Here is a 16,372-nt window from a genome sequence, read left to right as displayed (position 1 = left end):
GAGGCCTCAGGCCTTGGCGGCCGTGTCGACGATCCGCCGGCGTTCATGCTCTGCGTAAAAACTGGGGTCGGCGAACAGATCCTGCTGCACGTCGTCGTACATCATCTCCAGCGCCTGGCTGCTGGTCGGGGTCATCGGCTCGAAATGTGCGCTGTCGCCACTGATCAGGGTCGAGACGTGGCGGCGGCGGTAGAGCGCGTAGAGACCCAGCAGGGCCAGCACGCCGGCGATATAGAGCGGTAGCCCCTGGTTGCCGAACAGGCTCATCACGGCGCCGGCGAGAATCGGCGCCAGGGCGCTGCCGGCGCCCTGCACCACCAGCATGTCGGCCGAGCCGGACACGATCTCATCGGGGTGCAACTGATCGATCAACTGCGCCACCGCCAGGGGGTAGAGGGAAAATGCCAAACCGCCCCAGACAAAGAATAGACCCAATAGCACCCTGGGGTCAGGCACCAGTGGCATCACCGCGGCACACAGGGCCGCGAGCAGCACTACCCAGGTCATGACCCGGGCGCGGTCGTGTCGGTCGGAGAAGCGCCCAATGGGGATCTGCAGCAGTGCGCCGCCGAGAATCGCGGCGCTCATCACCAGGCCGACACCGCCGACGTCGAAGCCCTGGGCGCGGGCGTAGACCGGGGTCAGCGCCCAGAAGGCACCCATGGCCAGCCCCGAGAGCGCGGCGGCGGCCACCGACAGCGGGGCGAAGCCGAGCAGCGCCTTGAGCCGGCTCTTGGGGCGCGCCGTGATCACCGGCTGGCTGCGTTTGGTCATGGTGATCGGCAACAGCGCCCAGCAGATGAAGATGGCGGTCATCAAAAACAGCAGATGGCCCTCGGGGGTGTCCAGCCGCAGCATCTGCTGGGCCAGTGTCAGTGCGCCCAGGTTGATCACCATGTAGAGGGCGAAGACGCGGCCGCGCTCGTGGCTGGCGGCCTGGGCGTTGAGCCAGCTCTCGATCACGGTCATCACGGTGATGAAGCTCAGCCCGTAGAGCACACGCAGCGCCAGCCATACCCAGGGGTCGATGAAGATCAGGTGCAGCAGTGCGGTCGAGGCGCACAGGCTGGCGCAGAAGGCGAAGGTGCGGATATGGCCCATGCGCCGGATCAGGCGTCCGCTGACCCAGGTGCCGCAGACGAAACCGACGAAGTAGCCGGACATGATCAGACCGATCAGCGCCGTCGGAAACCCTTCGCTGGCGCCGCGCAGGGTCAACAGGGTGTTGATCAGACCGTTGCCCAGCAGCAGCAGGGCGACGCTGCCGAGCAGGGCTCGCAGCGGACGAAGCAGCGACCACATGGCATCTCTCCCGAGGAAGGCTCTGCCATTTCCATGCAGTAAGCGTGCCGCCGGGCCAGGGTCGCTCAGAGACGCCTATCGATAATGCTGTGTTATCGGAAAAGGCCAGGATTGGGATATGCAGTTATCACCATCCTGAGTCCTGGAGGCAATGAATTGCACCACAATGGTGCATATCCAAGGTGGCTGGCGGCATTGGCACGTTCAGACGTAGAGAACGCCTTCGCCGGCGATGATCGCCTCGCCACCGATCTGAATCGTCTCTTGGACTACCTCGGCGCGGCTCACCCGGCCGTGGATATGGCTCGGCCGACCCATCTCGACCCCTTGGGTGACCTGCCAGTCGAGCATCTGGGTGGCCGGCATCTGGCGCGACAGATGGCCGATCAGTGGCGCGGCGGCGCTGCCGGTGGCGGGATCTTCGTAGAGGGTCGTTTCTGCCGTGAACATCCGCGCGCGCAGCTGCTGCGAGGTGTTGCGCACATAGAGATAGAGATTGCGCTCGGCGGGGGCGGGCAGGGCGCGGGCGAGCGTGCCACTCTCGACCTGAACGCTGGCCAGCGAATCGAGATCGGCGAGTTCGATCAACTGATAGGGAACACCGCAGGAGGCCCTGACTGGCCGAGTAGCGATCTGCGCCCGGGAGAGCCCCAGGATCTCTGCCGCCTGCTCGATCGAAAGTGAGTCTTCACTGACGTCGAGCGGTTGCGCCGTGGTCAGCCAGGCCTGGGTGCCGGCGAAGCGGATCGGCACGTCGCCCACGCCCTCTGCGAGAATCAGCGGCGTGGCGGGATCGTGCCAACCCAGTGCCCGTATCAACCAGGCCGTACCCACGCTGGGATGACCGGCGAAGGGCAGCTCGCCGCTGGGGGTGAAGATGCGCAGTGCAACGCGGCCGGGTAGGCGCGTGGTGATGAACACGCTCTCGGAGAGGTTCAGCTCCTTGGCCAACTGCGCCATCTGGATGTCCGTCAGTGCAGCGGCGTCGGGAAACACGGCCAGCGGATTGCCCGCGAAGGGCGTGGCGGTGAAGACATCCAGCAACACGTAGCGATAGCCGCGCCGCCCTTGGACCTGCGCCGCGGACAACGTGAGACTGGATTCTGGCGAGCCGCCAGCTGGTAGTGTGTGCTTACTCATCAGGACATTCTCTGGCCGAATTAGCGAGCTAGGTGGTCGACTCAGCGCCAGAACGGGCGATGCGTCTCCCGGTACACCTGACTGGGCAGCAGGCCGATATCCCGCAACTGCTGCGCATCGAGCTCCGCCAGCTGGCGCCGGGTGCGCCGACGCTGCCAGACGTTGGGCGAGTCACGCCGCAGCGATCGCTGGCGTTGGTGCAAGTTGCCCCACAGGATACCGTCCACGGTGTCCAGCGTGGTGACCAGCAGGTGCAAGGGTGTGAAACGCATGGTGGCGACTCCCGTGTCTCGAGGGGAGCGTCCAGCTTAGGCATCCGCTGGCGTGCCACACAGAGGCAGAAAACGACTATCTCGGGCACACAGATAGGCGCTTTCCCGCTCTGTATGCCCGCTTTGTGCGCGATCTGTCACGTGAAGCACCGGGTGCGAGCATACACAATGGTTGGCGTGACATGTCATGCGAGGCGGGGAGGGGAAAATGCACCGTTACGAGCTGTTGGCCGATCATCTGCGCGAGCGTATCCAGGCCGGCTTCTATCAGGTCCACGAGCGCTTGCCCTCGGTGCGCGCGCTGGCCCAGGCGCACGGGGTCAGCCTTTCCACCGTGCAGCACGCTTACCATCAGCTGGAAGACGCCCAGCTGATCGAGGCGCGGCCCAAGTCGGGCTACTTCGTCTCGCCGCGGCGTGAGCGCCTGCCCGCGCCGCCGGTCGCACGTACCGCCCAGCGCCCGGTCGAGGTGTCACAGTGGGAGCACGTGCGCGAGGGCACCTGCGTGCTGCCGGATACCAGCATGCACAACCTGGGCCGGGGCATGCCGGATATCGATGCGCCGACGCTCAAGCCGTTGCTGCGCGCACTTGCCCGGGTCAGCCGGCGCCAGGATCTGATCGGACTCAACTACGATACCCTGCACGGGCGTCCCGAACTGCGCGAGCAGATTGCACGGCTCGCGGTGGGCCAGGGCTGCCGGCTGCATCCCGACGATATCGTGGTCACCACGGGCTGCCACGAGGCGATCTCGATCGCCATGCGGGCGGTGTGCGAGCCCGGCGGCATCATCGCGGTGGATTCACCCAGCTTCTACGGCGCCCTGCAGTCGATCCGCGCCTACGGCATGAAGGCGATGGAGATCCCCACCGACCCTGAGACCGGCATCAGCCTGGAGGCACTGGAGCTTGCCCTGGAACAGTGGCCGATCCGTGCCATCCAACTCACCCCGACCTGCAACAACCCGCTCGGCTATACCCTGTCGGAGGCGCGCAAGCGGGCGCTCTACGCGCTGGCTCAACGCTTCGACGTGGCGATCATCGAAGACGATGTCTATGGCGATCTCAGCTACGGTTTTCCGCGACCGGTGACGATCAAGTCGTTCGACGAGGATGGCCGGGTGCTGCTGTGCAGCTCGTTCTCCAAGACCCTGGCGCCGGGGCTACGCATCGGCTGGATCGCGCCGGGGCGCTATCACGAGCGCGCCCTGCACATGAAGTACGTCGGCACCGGCTCCACCGCGACCCAAGGTCAGATGGCGGTGGCCGAGTTCATCCGCGAAGGGCACCACGAGCCTCATCTTCGCCGGATGCGGGCGCAGTACCAGGGCAACCGAGACCGCATGCTCGACGTGATCGAAAGCGCTTTCCCCGCCTCGACCCGGGTCAGCTATCCGGCGGGGGGCTTCATGCTCTGGCTCGAGTGCGCTGACGGCATCGACAGCGTCGCGCTCAATCAGCGCCTGATGGCAGAGGGCATCCGCATCGCCCCCGGGGTGGTGTTCTCCGCCACCGGCAAGTACCGCCACTGTCTGCGCCTCAACCATGCCGTGTTCGATGCCGAGATCGCCCGCGCGGTGAGCCGCGTGGGGCACTGCGTGGCGGAGATGCTGACGCAGCGGGCCGACGCCGGGCAGCCGGAGACGGCCTGAGTCGACGTTGGCTACCACGCCGGATGATCATCGCCTCCGACCTGGGCGCTCAGTCGATCAGGCGGGTCACTTCGGCGGCGATCGCCTCGCCCAGCAGGCGCTGCTGATCGGGCTCGATGTGCACGCCGTCGACCTCGCTGACCTGGATCAGGGTACCGGCGTCGATGAAGCCGGCACCCGCCTCCCGCGCCATCTTGCGGTAGCGGCTCGCCAGCTGGCGCGACTTGCGCTCGCCACCGGTGAAGATGCCTGCCAAGGGGCCGATCTCGCGAATCGGCGCCGGCGCGATCAGCAGCACCTTGGGGGCGGCCACGCCGAACTGGGCGCTGGTGGCCTCGATCTCCCACAGCAGCCGCTGAATGCTCAGGGCGATATCGTCGGGGGTAACGGAGAATCGCGCCTTGAGATCGTTGGTGCCCAGCATCAGCGTCATCACGTCCAGCGGCAGTTGGCTCAGCAGACACGGGCGCAGATAGCGCAGGCCGTTGAGATGCACCCCTTCGATGGGATCGTCATGCAGCGTGGTGCGTGCCGGCAGACCCTCCTCGATCACCCGCCATTCGCTGCCCAGGGTGGCAGCCACCACCCCGGTCCAGCGTGTCTCGAAGGGATAGCGCGCCAGCGGCCCCAACGTCCTGACCGGCTCGGTACCGTGGGTATTGGAGTCGCCGTAGCAGAGCAGGGTACGCGTGGTCATCGTGGATCTCCGGTGTGCGATGGCGTTCAGTATGAACGCGGTGTGCGCACCACGGTACCCTGCGGACGGCTAACGCGTACGGAACACCAGCGCTACGCCGCCGAGGATCGCACCCATGCCGAGAATGGCCAGCGGCGAGAGCGCATTGCCCAGCAGCAGATAGTCCAGCAGCGCGGTGACGATCGGCACCAGGTAGAACAGGCTGGTGACGTTGACCAGGTTGCCCTGACGGATCATGCGGTAGAGCAGCAGCTGTGCCAGGACCGAGATCACCAGCCCCAACCACACCACGGCCACGATCAGCCCCGGCTGCCAGCTGACGCTCACCGGGCGCCACGGCGTCAGCAGCAGGAACAGCGCCAGGCTTGCCACATATTGCAGGGGAAGCACCTGGCGCGGCGGCAGGGCGATCGACTTCTGCCCGATCGCGCCGAGGGTCATGCAGGCCAGGGTCGCCAGTGCCAGCAGGATTCCGAGCGCGGGGAATTGCGCGGCCAGCAGGCTCTGCAGTACCACCAGTGCCAGCCCGCACAGCGCCAGCAACAGCCCGGCGATGCGCCAGCCGGAGATCCGGCGCTCGGTCAGCAGCAGCGTCAGCAGCGGTTGGATACCCAGCAGGGTCGCCAACAGCCCGGGGGTGATGGCGTGGTCCAGGGTTTCGAAGTAGCACACCGAGTAGCCGCCGATCAGCAGCGTGCCGACGCCGGCGACGCGCAGCCGCTGGCCCCGCGGTGGTAGCCAGGCTTCGCGCTGGGCGGCGAGCGGCAGCAGCACGGCCAGGGCGAGCAGAAAGCGCAGGATCAGCAGCGCCAGCGGCGAACCGTGATCCAGCCCCCAGCGGGTGAAGATCGGGGCGCTGCCCCACAGCAGCACGAACAGGGCCATTGGGGCGGCCTGGCCCCATGAAGAAGAACGGATCATGTGAAGACTCATCTGTCGAAGACGTGACGACCCGTTGCTGGACGCGATGCGCGTCGACCAGCATGCACAGCGAACGGGGATTGTCGGGCTTGGGATCGCCGGGCGGATCAGCCCAGCGCGACGAGGCGTGGCGGCGCTTGCACGCCAGCGACACTCGCGACAACCGCAGGCGGAGCCACGGTGTCAGCCAAGACGTCGGCCACGACACGCGCGACAGAGGAGCGAGGGGGAGGTGTCGCCGCCAGCACCCGCGGCCCTACCGACAGTTCGGCAAGGCGGGAAGCGTGCGGATGCGGGATGTGTGGCGACATGGGAAACCGGCATTCGAGTGTGAATGAGTTCGCCAGCATAACGCCGGGGAGGGCAGCGGAAAAGTCGACCTTTGGCCGATCACTTGCCGATGCAGAAGCTGCCGGAGATCTCGCCGAGCAGATCGTCGGCGTGGCGAAGCCTTACACGGCTTCGCCTACCCTTTTGACCTTTCAACGAAGGAAGCCGTTTTTTAAAAGACACTCTGTTTTTTGGGAAGGCCTGCCTGGCCGCCAATGCTACTTCTTGCAATGCGGTTATCGCCATCTTGCGGCAATGGACGTGTCTGATTCGTATCGGGACTTTTTTTCAAGGCCTGGCGGGTTGGTGTCTACTCACTTCGCTTCCCGCCATTGATTCGATAACGCGTACTACGCCCGCCACCGGACATCGGTTCCAGACAACCCTTCTCGACCAGATCCTGCAGATGGCGCGTAGCGGTCGCCTTGCTGATCTTGGCGACCTTCTGATACTGAGACGCACTGATGCCCGTCTCGAAACCACGATCGCCACCTTCCAGCAGGCGCTCGAGGACACGGGTTTGAGCATCGGATAGCGCCGTCATGGCGTGTCGTTGCCAGAACCGCTGGCGTTCGAAGGTACGCTCGACCTTGGTGATGGCCTCGCGCATCGCGGCTTCCAGGGTTTCCAGGAACCAAACCAACCATGCGGTGATATCCAGACCACCGTGCTGGGTGGACTCCAACATGGCGTAGTAGTCGCTGCGCCGGGTCATGATCGCTTCCGACATGGCGTAGAGCCGGATGCTCTGCGCCTCGGCCTGTGCCAGGACGCGATCGGTCAGCGCCCGCGTCAGGCGTCCATTGCCATCTTCGAACGGATGCAGGGTAATCAGATAGAGGTGGCACAGCCCGGCACGTATCAGGGGATCCAGCGCGTTATCGTCGAGACTGGCATTGAACCACTCGACGAAGCGTGCCAGTTCGGCTTCCAGGCGGTCGGCCGGTGGTGCTTCGAAGTGAACTCTGGGCCGGTCGATGCGCCCCGAGACCACCTGCATCGGCCCGTCATCATCTCGGCGCAGTTGGCCGACGGCGACAGACTGCAACAGACCCGGCTCTGGAAACAGCAGCGCATGCCAACGCAGCAGCGTATCCAGCGTCAGCGGTATCTCCAGCGCGGTAACGGCTTCGAGCATCAATTCCGCCAGCCCTTCCGAACGGCGCGAGACGGGGTAGGCTGACGCGTCGCTCAGCCCCAGGCGTCGTGCCAGCGAGGAGCGCAGGGACTGCACGTTGAGTCTCTCGCCTTCGATGGCGGACGAGTGGACGATATTGGTCAGTAGCGTTTCCAGCGCTTGCGCGGGCTGAGTGTCATCGCCCCTGTGGCTCAATCCCAGTAGCTCGCCTTGACGCAGCGTGGCTCGACGTAGCGCCGGCGCGACGGCTTCTGCCTGCCAATGGAATCCAGGCCACTGCGGTTGTTGCCAGATCCAGCTCGTCGATGAAGGTACTGAGGACACGGTCATGGTGGCTCGTGTGGGCAATGAGCCAAAAGCGTAGCATATTCGGCTCAATTAATGAGCCGAATATGGCCTCTATTCGGCTCACTTGCCGATGCAGAAGCTGCCGAAGATCTCGCCGAGCAGATCGTCGGCGGTGAACTCGCCGGTGATCTCGTTGAGCGCCTGCTGGGCGTCGCGCAGATCCTCGGCGAGCAGCTCGCCGGCGGCGGCACCCTCCAACTGGGCAGTGCCGCTGACCAGCGCCTGGCTGGCGCGTTCGAGGGCATCCAGGTGGCGGCGCCGGGCGGAGAAGCGGCCTTCGGTGGTGGCATCGAAGCCCATCACCGCCTTGAGATGGGTCTTGAGGTTATCCACCCCCGCGCCGGTGTGCGCCGAGAGGCGGATCACCGGCGGCGTGGATTCGAAGTCGGCGGTATCGCCCTCGCCACTCTCGTCGATCTTGTTGCGTACCAGCGTCAGCCGCTCGGGGTGGGGCAGGCGGGCGACGAACTCGGGCCAGATCGCCTGTGGGTCGGTCTCCGTGGTGGTGCGGGCGTCGACCAGCAGCAGGACGCGGTCGGCCTTCTCGATCTCGGCCCAGGCGCGGGCGACGCCGATCTGCTCCACCGCATCCGGGGTGTCGCGCAGGCCGGCGGTATCGATCACGTGCAGCGGCATGCCGTCGACATGGATATGTTCGCGCAGCACATCGCGGGTGGTGCCCTCGATCTCGGTGACGATGGCGCTGTCGCGCTCGGTGAGACGGTTGAGCAGACTCGACTTGCCGGCGTTGGGGCGCCCGGCGATCACCACGCTCATGCCCTCACGCATCAGTGCACCCTGGTTGGCGCTGGCGCGCACTGCGGCCAGGGTCTCGCGCAGCGCCGCCAGCTTGGCCGCGACCACACCATCGGCGAGGAAGTCGATCTCCTCCTCGGGGAAGTCGATCGCCGCCTCGACATAGAGGCGCAGTTCGATCAGCTCGCCGACCAGCTGCGACACGCGGCTGGAGAACTCGCCCTGCAGCGAGCGCAGGGCATTCTCCGCGGCGGCGCGGGAGCTGGCGTCGATCAGATCGGCGATCGCCTCGGCCTGGGCCAGATCGAGCTTGTCGTTGAGAAAGGCGCGCTCGGAGAACTCGCCGGGGCGTGCCAGACGCGCGCCGAGCGCCACGCAGCGCTCCAGCAGCATGTCCATCAGCACCGGGCCGCCATGGCCCTGAAGCTCGAGCACATCCTCGCCGGTGAACGAGTGGGGGCCGGGGAAGTAGAGCGCGATGCCCTCGTCGATGATACCCGTCTCGGCGTGGAAGGGTCCGTAGTGGGCGTGGCGTGCCTGGGGGCGGTGGCCCAGCAGGTGCTCGGCCATGACCCCGGCGGCGGGCCCGGAGACTCTGACGATGCCCACGCCGCCGCGTCCCGGGGGCGTGGCCAGGGCGGCGATGGTGTCCTGACGATAGAGCGGTGCGTTCATCACGGTCTCCGGTGGCACGGGGTGGACGGCGACGCTCGGTGCCGGGCCGGCGTGCGCGGGTAGTTGTACAGGAAGGCGATGTATAAACGCCAGACCCCCGCCGGGGCGGGGGTCTGGGAGGGTTCGCGGAGGGCGATCAGCTCTTGGGCTTGAGCGCCTTGCCGCCACCGCTGTCGTCGTTGAGGACGCGCCGGGTGATGAACCACTGCTGCAGGATCGAGATCGAGTTGTTGACGATCCAGTAGATGACCAGACCGGCCGGGAACCACAGGAAGAAGAAGGTGAAGACCACCGGCAGCATCTTCATGATCTTCGCCTGCATCGGGTCCGGCGGGGTCGGGTTCAGGAACTGCTGCAGCAGCATGGTGCCGCCCATGATGATCGGCAGGATGAAGTAGGGGTCCTTGGCCGAGAGGTCATGGATCCACAGGATGAACGGCGCGTGGCGCAGCTCCACCGACTCCATCAGCATCCAGTAGAGCGCGATGAACACCGGCATCTGGATCACCATCGGCAGGCAGCCCCCCAGAGGATTGATCTTCTCCTTCTGGTAGAACTTCATCATCTCCTGCGACATCTTCTGGCGATCGTCGCCGTACTGCTCCTTGAGCCGCTTCATTTCCGGGCCCATCTTGCGCATGCGGGCCATCGACTTGTAGGCCTTGGCCGCCAGCGGGAAGAGCACGATCTTGACGCAGACGGTGAGCAGGACGATCGACCAGCCCCAGTTGCCGACGATCTTGTGGATATGATCGAGCAGCCAGAACAGCGGGTTGGCGAGGAACCACAGCCAGCCGAAGTCGACCGTCAGCTCCAGGTGCGGCGCCACCTTGGCGAGCATCGACTGCACCTTGGGTCCGACGTACAGCGTTGCCGCAAGGGTCTCCTGCTGGCCCGGCTTGACGGTTTCGTTGGGGCCGGCGAAGGCCGCCACGGTGCGATCGCGGTTGTCGACGCTGCCGTAGTAGAGGTTCTGCTGATTCGGGTTGGGCACCCACGCGGAGGTGAAGTAGTGCTGGATCATCGCGACCCAGCCGCCCTTGACATCGCGGTTCTGGAAGTTGCCCTTACGGATATCCTCGAAGCTGACCTTGCTGTACTTCTCTTCCGGCGACGAGAACGCCACTCCCAGGAAGGAGTGCATGCCGACGCCCTGGCCGCTGGTCGGATCGGCGCTCTGATCGCGGGCGAGCTGACCGATGAAGCGAGCGGTGACCGGCTGCTGGCTCGCGTTGTCGATCAGGTACTCGACCTTGATCGCGTAGCTACCGCGGTCGATCACGAAGCGCTTGATGATATCGACGCCGTTGACGCTGCCGTGCAGGTCGACGTCGAGGCTCTTCTCGTCTTTGCTGAGCGCGTAGCTCGTCTTGTCGGCGCGGAAATCGATGCGCCCGCTATGACCTTCGATCTGCAGACCGGACTTGGCCACGTAGCTGCGCACCTTGTTGTCGCTGAGCAACACGAAGGGCTTGTCGGAGTCGAGAACCTGGTCATGGCCGAACAGCGCAGCGTAGACGATGTCGCCGCCGTTGGGGTTGATGCGCAGATCGAGCACGTCGCTCTGGACCTGGATCAGGTTGCTGCCCTTGGCGGGAGCACTACCCGCGGGCATGTCGTCCTCGATCGGCTGGGTCTTGCCACTGCCGCCGTCGGGGGCGGAGAGGGCATTGCCTTCTTTGCCACCGTCGCTGGTGGCCGAAGCGACTTCCGGTGCCGGGTTGTTCACGACGTTCTGACCGTAGTCCTGATTCCACTGCATGATCAGCAGATAGGCGAGTACGGCCAGCGGAATCACGAAAAGGAGTCGTTTGAAATCCATAGAGGGGTCTGCCCGGTAAGGGAGTGGTTCGGTAGGCGCCGGGCAACGGCGATCATTCGGCGATGGACGCCGAAGCTCCCCGGCCTGCAGCGCGGGGATGTCCGATCAGGTCGACGACGAAGTGTCGTGGCGCGTCTGGCGCGCGGACTTTTCCAGGCGTCGCCACATGCCGTTGAGCTGGCGCGCGACGCTGGCATTGTCCAGCTCGTGTACGCCTCGCCGAGCGAGAAGAACGATATCCACGGGCGGCAGGCGATGCTGCTGCAGACGGATGGATTCGCGCACGAGGCGTTTGAGGCGATTGCGGTCGACGGCACGACGCACGTTCTTCTTGCTGAAGATCAACCCGATCCGCGGATGGCCAAGCGCGTTTGGGCGTGCCAACACCAGCATGCCTTTACCGTGGACCTTGAAGGGAGCGTGGTCGAAAACGTGCTTGTAGTCCCCGGCGTTGAGCAACCGTAGCTGCCGGGGGAAACCCTGATCGGACACCCGATGTCCGATCAGGCGCTGAGGCGCTTGCGGCCTTTGGCGCGACGACGGGCAATGACCTGACGGCCGTTCTTGGTCGCCATGCGGGCACGGAAACCGTGGACGCGCTTGCGCTTCAGGACGCTCGGCTGAAAAGTACGTTTCATGGTGGCTTTTTCCCAATTGGTTGAGTGATTAAGCTATTGATTTAGCTCGAAAAACTGGTTCGAAACGGGATGCCCGACACGCGTACGGAAACCGGGCTCACTCGGCTCAAGAGCGGGAATTCTAGTGAATCCGGCGATCGGGTGCAATTTTTCTCTGAATTATCCACACCCGTTTGTGGGTGAAACCCTTGCGTCAGATCGCCGCGGCGGTCACGCGCGTACGCCGGTAGGAAGGGGCGCCATCGGCGGTCGAAGGTGGAAATGGTCCTCCTCGGCTTATCCCCACCCTGGACGCTTGTCAATCACACCATGTGGTTAAGGATGGGGATAATGTTTGTGAATAACTCACAATAACCCTTATTATTCATGTATCTATGCATTTTTCTGGCCTGTGGGGAAGATGCGGAAGAGAGGTGAAGATCCTGCGTGCAGTGACAAGGTTCGAGGTCTGGCGCGGCGCTGAATGAGCACGGCCGGGTCATGATTTTCCCAAGGCTGTCAACGGGTTCTCCGCCGTTTATCCACAGAGGGATGACCTGGCGACCACGTGTGGATAACCTGTCTGGCCGGCGCTACACTGTGCGGCCGTTTTCTTTTCATCTGCCGAAATTCCCGTGAGGTCGTGTGTCGGTCGCTCTCTGGCAACAATGTCTCAATTCGCTTCAGGATGAGTTGAGCTCGCAGCAGTTCAACACCTGGATCCGCCCCCTGCAGGCGGAGGATGGCGAGACGGACGAGCTCTGTCTGCTGGCGCCCAACCGCTTCGTGCGCGACTGGGTCAGCGACAAGTACCTGAAGCGCATCAACGAGCTGCTGCGCGAAGTGGCATCGAGCAGCAAGCCGCCGAAGGTGCGTCTGGTGGTGGGCAGCCGTCGCGCGGCCGCCGTGTCGCCGCGGGATCTGGGCGCGCCGGTGTCGGCGCCCAGCCAGCCGCCGCAGCGCCCCAGTGCGCCCAGTGTCCAGACACCGTCGCGCTCCCCCGAGGTGGCCGAGGAGCAGGCACTCGACCAGAGCCGCGAGCGTGAAGAGAGCGGCCGGCGTGGCGGTGAACGCCAGGTGCAGGTGGAGGGCAGTCTCAAGCACCAGAGCGGCCTCAACCCCAACTTCACCTTCGAAACCTTCGTCGAGGGCAAGTCGAACCAGCTGGCGCGGGCCGCTTCGCGCCAGGTCTCGGAGAATCCCGGTGGCGCCTACAACCCGCTGTTCCTCTACGGCGGGGTGGGCCTGGGCAAGACCCACCTGATGCATGCGGTGGGCAATCATCTGGCCGGCCTGCGCGATAACGCCAAGGTGGTCTATCTGCACTCCGAACGCTTCGTCGCCGACATGGTCAAGGCGCTGCAGCTCAACGCGATCAACGACTTCAAGCGCTTCTACCGCAGCGTCGATGCGCTGCTGATCGACGATATCCAGTTCTTCGGTGGCAAGGAGCGCTCCCAGGAAGAGTTCTTCCACACCTTCAACGCCCTGCTCGAGGGCGGCCAGCAGATGATCCTCACCTCCGACCGTTACCCCAAGGAGATCAGCGGGGTGGAGGAGCGTCTCAAGTCGCGCTTCGGCTGGGGGCTGACGGTGGCGATCGAGCCGCCGGAGCTGGAGACCCGGGTGGCGATCCTGATGAAGAAGGCCGATCAGGCCAAGGTCGACCTGCCACACGACGCCGCCTTCTTCATCGCCCAGAAGATCCGCTCCAACGTGCGCGAGCTGGAGGGCGCACTGAAGAAGGTGATCGCCGACTCCCACTTCATGGGCAAGCCGATCACCCAGGACTTCATCCGCGAGTCGCTCAAGGATCTGCTGGCGCTGCAGGACAAGCAGGTCGGGATCGAGAACATCCAGCGCACGGTGGCGGAGTACTACAAGATCAAGATGGCCGACCTGCTCTCCAAGCGCCGGTCGCGCTCGGTGGCGCGGCCGCGCCAGGTCGCCATGGCGCTGGCCAAGGAGCTGACCAACCACAGCCTGCCCGAGATCGGCGATGCCTTCGGTGGACGCGACCACACCACCGTGCTGCACGCCTGCCGCAAGGTGGTGGCGCTGAAGGAGGAGAGCGCGGACATCCGCGAGGACTACAAGAATCTGATGCGACTGCTGACCAGCTGACCCCATCGGCTCGGCAAGCGCCGCCAGGGGATTGCCCGTATCGCCCCGGGCAGCAAGAATGAACCCCAGCCGGCAGCGTCGCCGCGGCCGCTCGCGGCGCCGACGTTTCTTTCAGGATCGAATTCAACCACGGAGCTCCCATGAAATTTTCCATCTCCCGCGAAGCCCTGCTGCGCCCGCTGACGCTGGTGGCCGGCGTGGTCGAGCGCCGTCAGACGCTGCCGGTGCTCTCCAATGTGCTGATCGAAGTCCAGGATGGCGGCCTGTCGCTGACCGGTACCGATCTCGAGGTGGAATTGATCGGTCGCGCGACCACCGACCTGGTCGACGAGCCGGGCTCCGTCACCGTGCCGGCGCGCAAGCTGATGGATATCTGCAAATCGCTGCCGGATCAGTCGGAGATCAGCTTTACCCTGGAGGATGGTCGCGTGGTGCTGCGCGCCGGGCGCTCGCGCTTCACCCTCTCCACCCTGCCGGTGGCCGAGTTCCCCAATATCGAGGATGGCCACAACGACACCACGCTGTCGCTGCCGCGGGGCACGCTCAAGTACCTGATCGATGCCACCTCCTTCGCCATGGCGCAGCAGGATGTCCGCTACTACCTGAACGGCATGCTGCTGGAGCTGGCCAACCACGTGGTGCGCACCGTGGCCACCGACGGTCACCGTCTGGCGGTGTGCGAGCGCAGCGCCGAGATCGAGCTCGCCGACGCGCGCAAGCTGATCATCCCGCGCAAGGGCGTGCTGGAGCTGTCGCGGCTGCTCGATGGCAGCGAGGAGCCGGTGGAGCTGGCGCTGGGTGCCAACCATATCCGGGCCAACACCGGCGAGTTCACCTTCACTTCCAAGCTGGTCGACGGCAAGTTCCCCGACTACGACCGGGTCATCCCCAAGGGCGGCGACAAGACCTTCATCGCCGAGCGCGGCGAACTGCGCCAGATCCTGGCGCGTACCGCCATTCTCTCCAACGAGAAGTATCGCGGCGTGCGTCTGCAGCTCGAGGAGAACAACCTCAAGGTGATGGCCAACAACCCCGAGCAGGAAGAGGCCGAGGAGAATGTCGGCATCGAGTACACCGGCGATGCGCTGGAGATCGGCTTCAACGTCGGCTACCTGATCGATGTGCTCAACGTGCTCGACGCCGACCGCATGCAGATGACGCTGTCGGATGCCAACAGTTCGGCGCTGATGGAAGAGCCGGGCGGTGGGGATGCCCGTTACGTGGTCATGCCGATGCGCCTTTGACCATCGGTAATGGCTGCGCGCGCGAATCGCGTTGTTGCACGCCGCCCGTCAAGCTCGCCTAACCCCGTTGTTATGTCTCGCTTTTCGGGCGGCGCGCGGCGTGCACTTTATCGCGCTCGCCGATTACCCTCCAGCGGCGGTGGTGGCCGATCATCGCTCGCCAACGTCTTCCCCGGTGATCGATTGGCCGGGCATCTCCTCTCGTCTCTTGCCATGAGTTTTCACTTGCCATGCCGCTCGATCGGTTGAGTTTTCACGGCCTGCGCAATCTGCATCCGCTCGAGATGACGCCGGGGCCGCACATCAATGTGATCAGCGGGGCCAACGGCAGCGGCAAGACGTCGCTGCTCGAGGGGCTCCACGTGCTGGGGATGGCGCGCTCCTTTCGCACCCAGAAGCTCAAGGCGCTGATTACCCACGACGCCGAGGAGATGACCCTGTTCGGGCGCCTCGACGGCGATCCGCCGCGCCCGCTGGGAGTGCGTCGTCGACGTGATGTCCAGGAGCTGGAGATCCGTATCGGCGGCGAGCGCGCCGCCAGGGTGACCCAGCTCGCCGAGGCACTGCCGCTGCAGTTGATCAACCCCGATGCCTTCCGTTTGCTGGAGGGATCGCCGGCGGCGCGCCGCGAGTTTCTCGACTGGGGTGTGTTCCATGCCGAGCCGGTGTTCCTCGACGCCTGGAAGCGCGTGCGGCGTGCGTTGAAACATCGGAACGCCCTGCTCAGGCATGATAGAATCGACCGGGCGTCGATAGGCGTCTGGGAGCAGGAACTGGCCCACTGGAGCGAGCGGCTGGATGCGCTGCGCGAGGGCTATATGGCGCGCTTTCTGCCGGTCTTCGAGGAGACCTTGGCGGCGCTGTTGCCGCTGGCGGATCTGAGCCTGCGCTACTCGCGCGGCTGGGATCGTCAGCGCGCCCTGCTCGAGGTGTTCGAGGCCGGGCGCGATACCGACCGCCAGATGGGCTTCACCCAGCAGGGGCCACAGCGTGCCGACCTGCGCATCCGGGTCGGGCGCCACGCCGCGGTGGAGGTGCTCTCCCGCGGGCAGCAGAAGCTGGTGGTCAGCGCCATGAAACTGGCCCAGGGGCGCCTGCTCGAGCAGCTGAGCGGGCAGACCTGCCTCTATCTGATCGATGACCTGCCGGCGGAGCTCGACGGCGAACACCAGCGCATCTTCTGCCGCTGGCTCGAGCGGCTCAACTGCCAGGTCTTCATCACCAGCGTCGAGCGCTCGGCGCTGGCCGACGTCTGGCAGCCGGACACGGATGTCGTGGCATCGTGTATCGCCGGCGGACGGCTGCATTCGGAATGATTTCACCATGGAGTGAGCA

Annotated in this window: 14 protein-coding genes; 4 read left to right on the top strand and 10 right to left on the bottom strand. The window is 65.1% G+C overall.

Going from position 1 to position 16,372, the window contains the following annotated elements; translation table 11 throughout:
• Nucleotides 1-6 precede the first annotated feature (6 nt).
• From DOM67_RS00525 to DOM67_RS00515, 3 genes are all read right to left on the bottom strand, one after another.
• Nucleotides 7-1,302, bottom strand: a complete 1,296-nt coding sequence (locus DOM67_RS00525; protein WP_110673727.1) for an MFS transporter — start codon at nt 1,300-1,302, stop codon at nt 7-9.
• A 204-nt stretch (nt 1,303-1,506) separates the two neighbouring features.
• The gene (locus DOM67_RS00520) at nt 1,507-2,442 is read right to left on the bottom strand and encodes a PhzF family phenazine biosynthesis protein (protein WP_110673726.1); all 936 of its coding nucleotides are present in this window, start codon (nt 2,440-2,442) and stop codon (nt 1,507-1,509) included.
• A gap of 41 nt (nt 2,443-2,483) precedes the next feature.
• Complete coding sequence (locus DOM67_RS00515) at nt 2,484-2,714, bottom strand: DUF1127 domain-containing protein (RefSeq protein WP_110673725.1); 231 nt, start codon at nt 2,712-2,714, stop codon at nt 2,484-2,486.
• A 208-nt stretch (nt 2,715-2,922) separates the two neighbouring features.
• On the opposite strand from DOM67_RS00515, the gene DOM67_RS00510 reads away from it, so the two are divergent.
• Nucleotides 2,923-4,365 carry a PLP-dependent aminotransferase family protein gene (locus tag DOM67_RS00510; protein WP_110673724.1) on the top strand — a complete coding sequence of 481 codons (1,443 nt, stop codon included), beginning with the start codon at nt 2,923-2,925 and terminating at the stop codon, nt 4,363-4,365.
• A 49-nt stretch (nt 4,366-4,414) separates the two neighbouring features.
• Here the strand turns inward: DOM67_RS00510 and DOM67_RS00505 are convergent, their stop codons facing one another.
• The 7 genes from DOM67_RS00505 to rpmH form a co-directional block, all read right to left on the bottom strand.
• Nucleotides 4,415-5,062, bottom strand: coding sequence for an SGNH/GDSL hydrolase family protein (locus DOM67_RS00505; RefSeq protein ID WP_110673723.1), 648 nt, complete (start codon nt 5,060-5,062; stop codon nt 4,415-4,417).
• A 69-nt stretch (nt 5,063-5,131) separates the two neighbouring features.
• Nucleotides 5,132-5,983: a DMT family transporter gene (locus tag DOM67_RS00500; protein ID WP_198651689.1), complete on the bottom strand. Its 852-nt coding sequence runs from the start codon at nt 5,981-5,983 to the stop codon at nt 5,132-5,134.
• A 640-nt stretch (nt 5,984-6,623) separates the two neighbouring features.
• A complete protein-coding gene (locus tag DOM67_RS00495; protein ID WP_110673721.1) occupies nt 6,624-7,781 on the bottom strand; it encodes a Fic family protein in 1,158 nt (385 codons plus the stop codon).
• A gap of 78 nt (nt 7,782-7,859) precedes the next feature.
• The gene (mnmE, locus tag DOM67_RS00490; protein WP_110673720.1) at nt 7,860-9,230 is read right to left on the bottom strand and encodes a tRNA uridine-5-carboxymethylaminomethyl(34) synthesis GTPase MnmE; all 1,371 of its coding nucleotides are present in this window, start codon (nt 9,228-9,230) and stop codon (nt 7,860-7,862) included.
• A gap of 136 nt (nt 9,231-9,366) precedes the next feature.
• Entirely contained in the window at nt 9,367-11,052 is a 1,686-nt protein-coding gene (gene yidC / locus DOM67_RS00485) for a membrane protein insertase YidC (protein WP_110673719.1), read from the bottom strand.
• 105 nt (nt 11,053-11,157) lie between these two features.
• Complete coding sequence (gene rnpA, locus DOM67_RS00480; RefSeq protein WP_110673718.1) at nt 11,158-11,544, bottom strand: ribonuclease P protein component; 387 nt, start codon at nt 11,542-11,544, stop codon at nt 11,158-11,160.
• An 11-nt stretch (nt 11,545-11,555) separates the two neighbouring features.
• The gene (rpmH, locus tag DOM67_RS00475; protein ID WP_019019264.1) at nt 11,556-11,690 is read right to left on the bottom strand and encodes a 50S ribosomal protein L34; all 135 of its coding nucleotides are present in this window, start codon (nt 11,688-11,690) and stop codon (nt 11,556-11,558) included.
• Nucleotides 11,691-12,314: 624 nt separating this feature from the next.
• Between rpmH and dnaA the strand changes: the two genes are divergently transcribed.
• From dnaA to recF, 3 genes are all read left to right on the top strand, one after another.
• The gene (dnaA, locus tag DOM67_RS00470) at nt 12,315-13,793 is read left to right on the top strand and encodes a chromosomal replication initiator protein DnaA (protein ID WP_110673717.1); all 1,479 of its coding nucleotides are present in this window, start codon (nt 12,315-12,317) and stop codon (nt 13,791-13,793) included.
• A gap of 140 nt (nt 13,794-13,933) precedes the next feature.
• Entirely contained in the window at nt 13,934-15,037 is a 1,104-nt protein-coding gene (dnaN, locus tag DOM67_RS00465; protein ID WP_110673716.1) for a DNA polymerase III subunit beta, read from the top strand.
• Between the two features lie 230 nt (nt 15,038-15,267).
• A complete protein-coding gene (gene recF, locus DOM67_RS00460; RefSeq protein ID WP_110673715.1) occupies nt 15,268-16,353 on the top strand; it encodes a DNA replication/repair protein RecF in 1,086 nt (361 codons plus the stop codon).
• Nucleotides 16,354-16,372 lie beyond the last annotated feature (19 nt).

This window comes from Salinicola sp. RZ23 (assembly GCF_003206675.1).
Lineage (GTDB): Bacteria > Pseudomonadota > Gammaproteobacteria > Pseudomonadales > Halomonadaceae > Salinicola > Salinicola endophyticus.
Note: the sequence above shows the minus strand (reverse complement) of the source record. Positions and strands in the feature narration are given on the sequence as shown.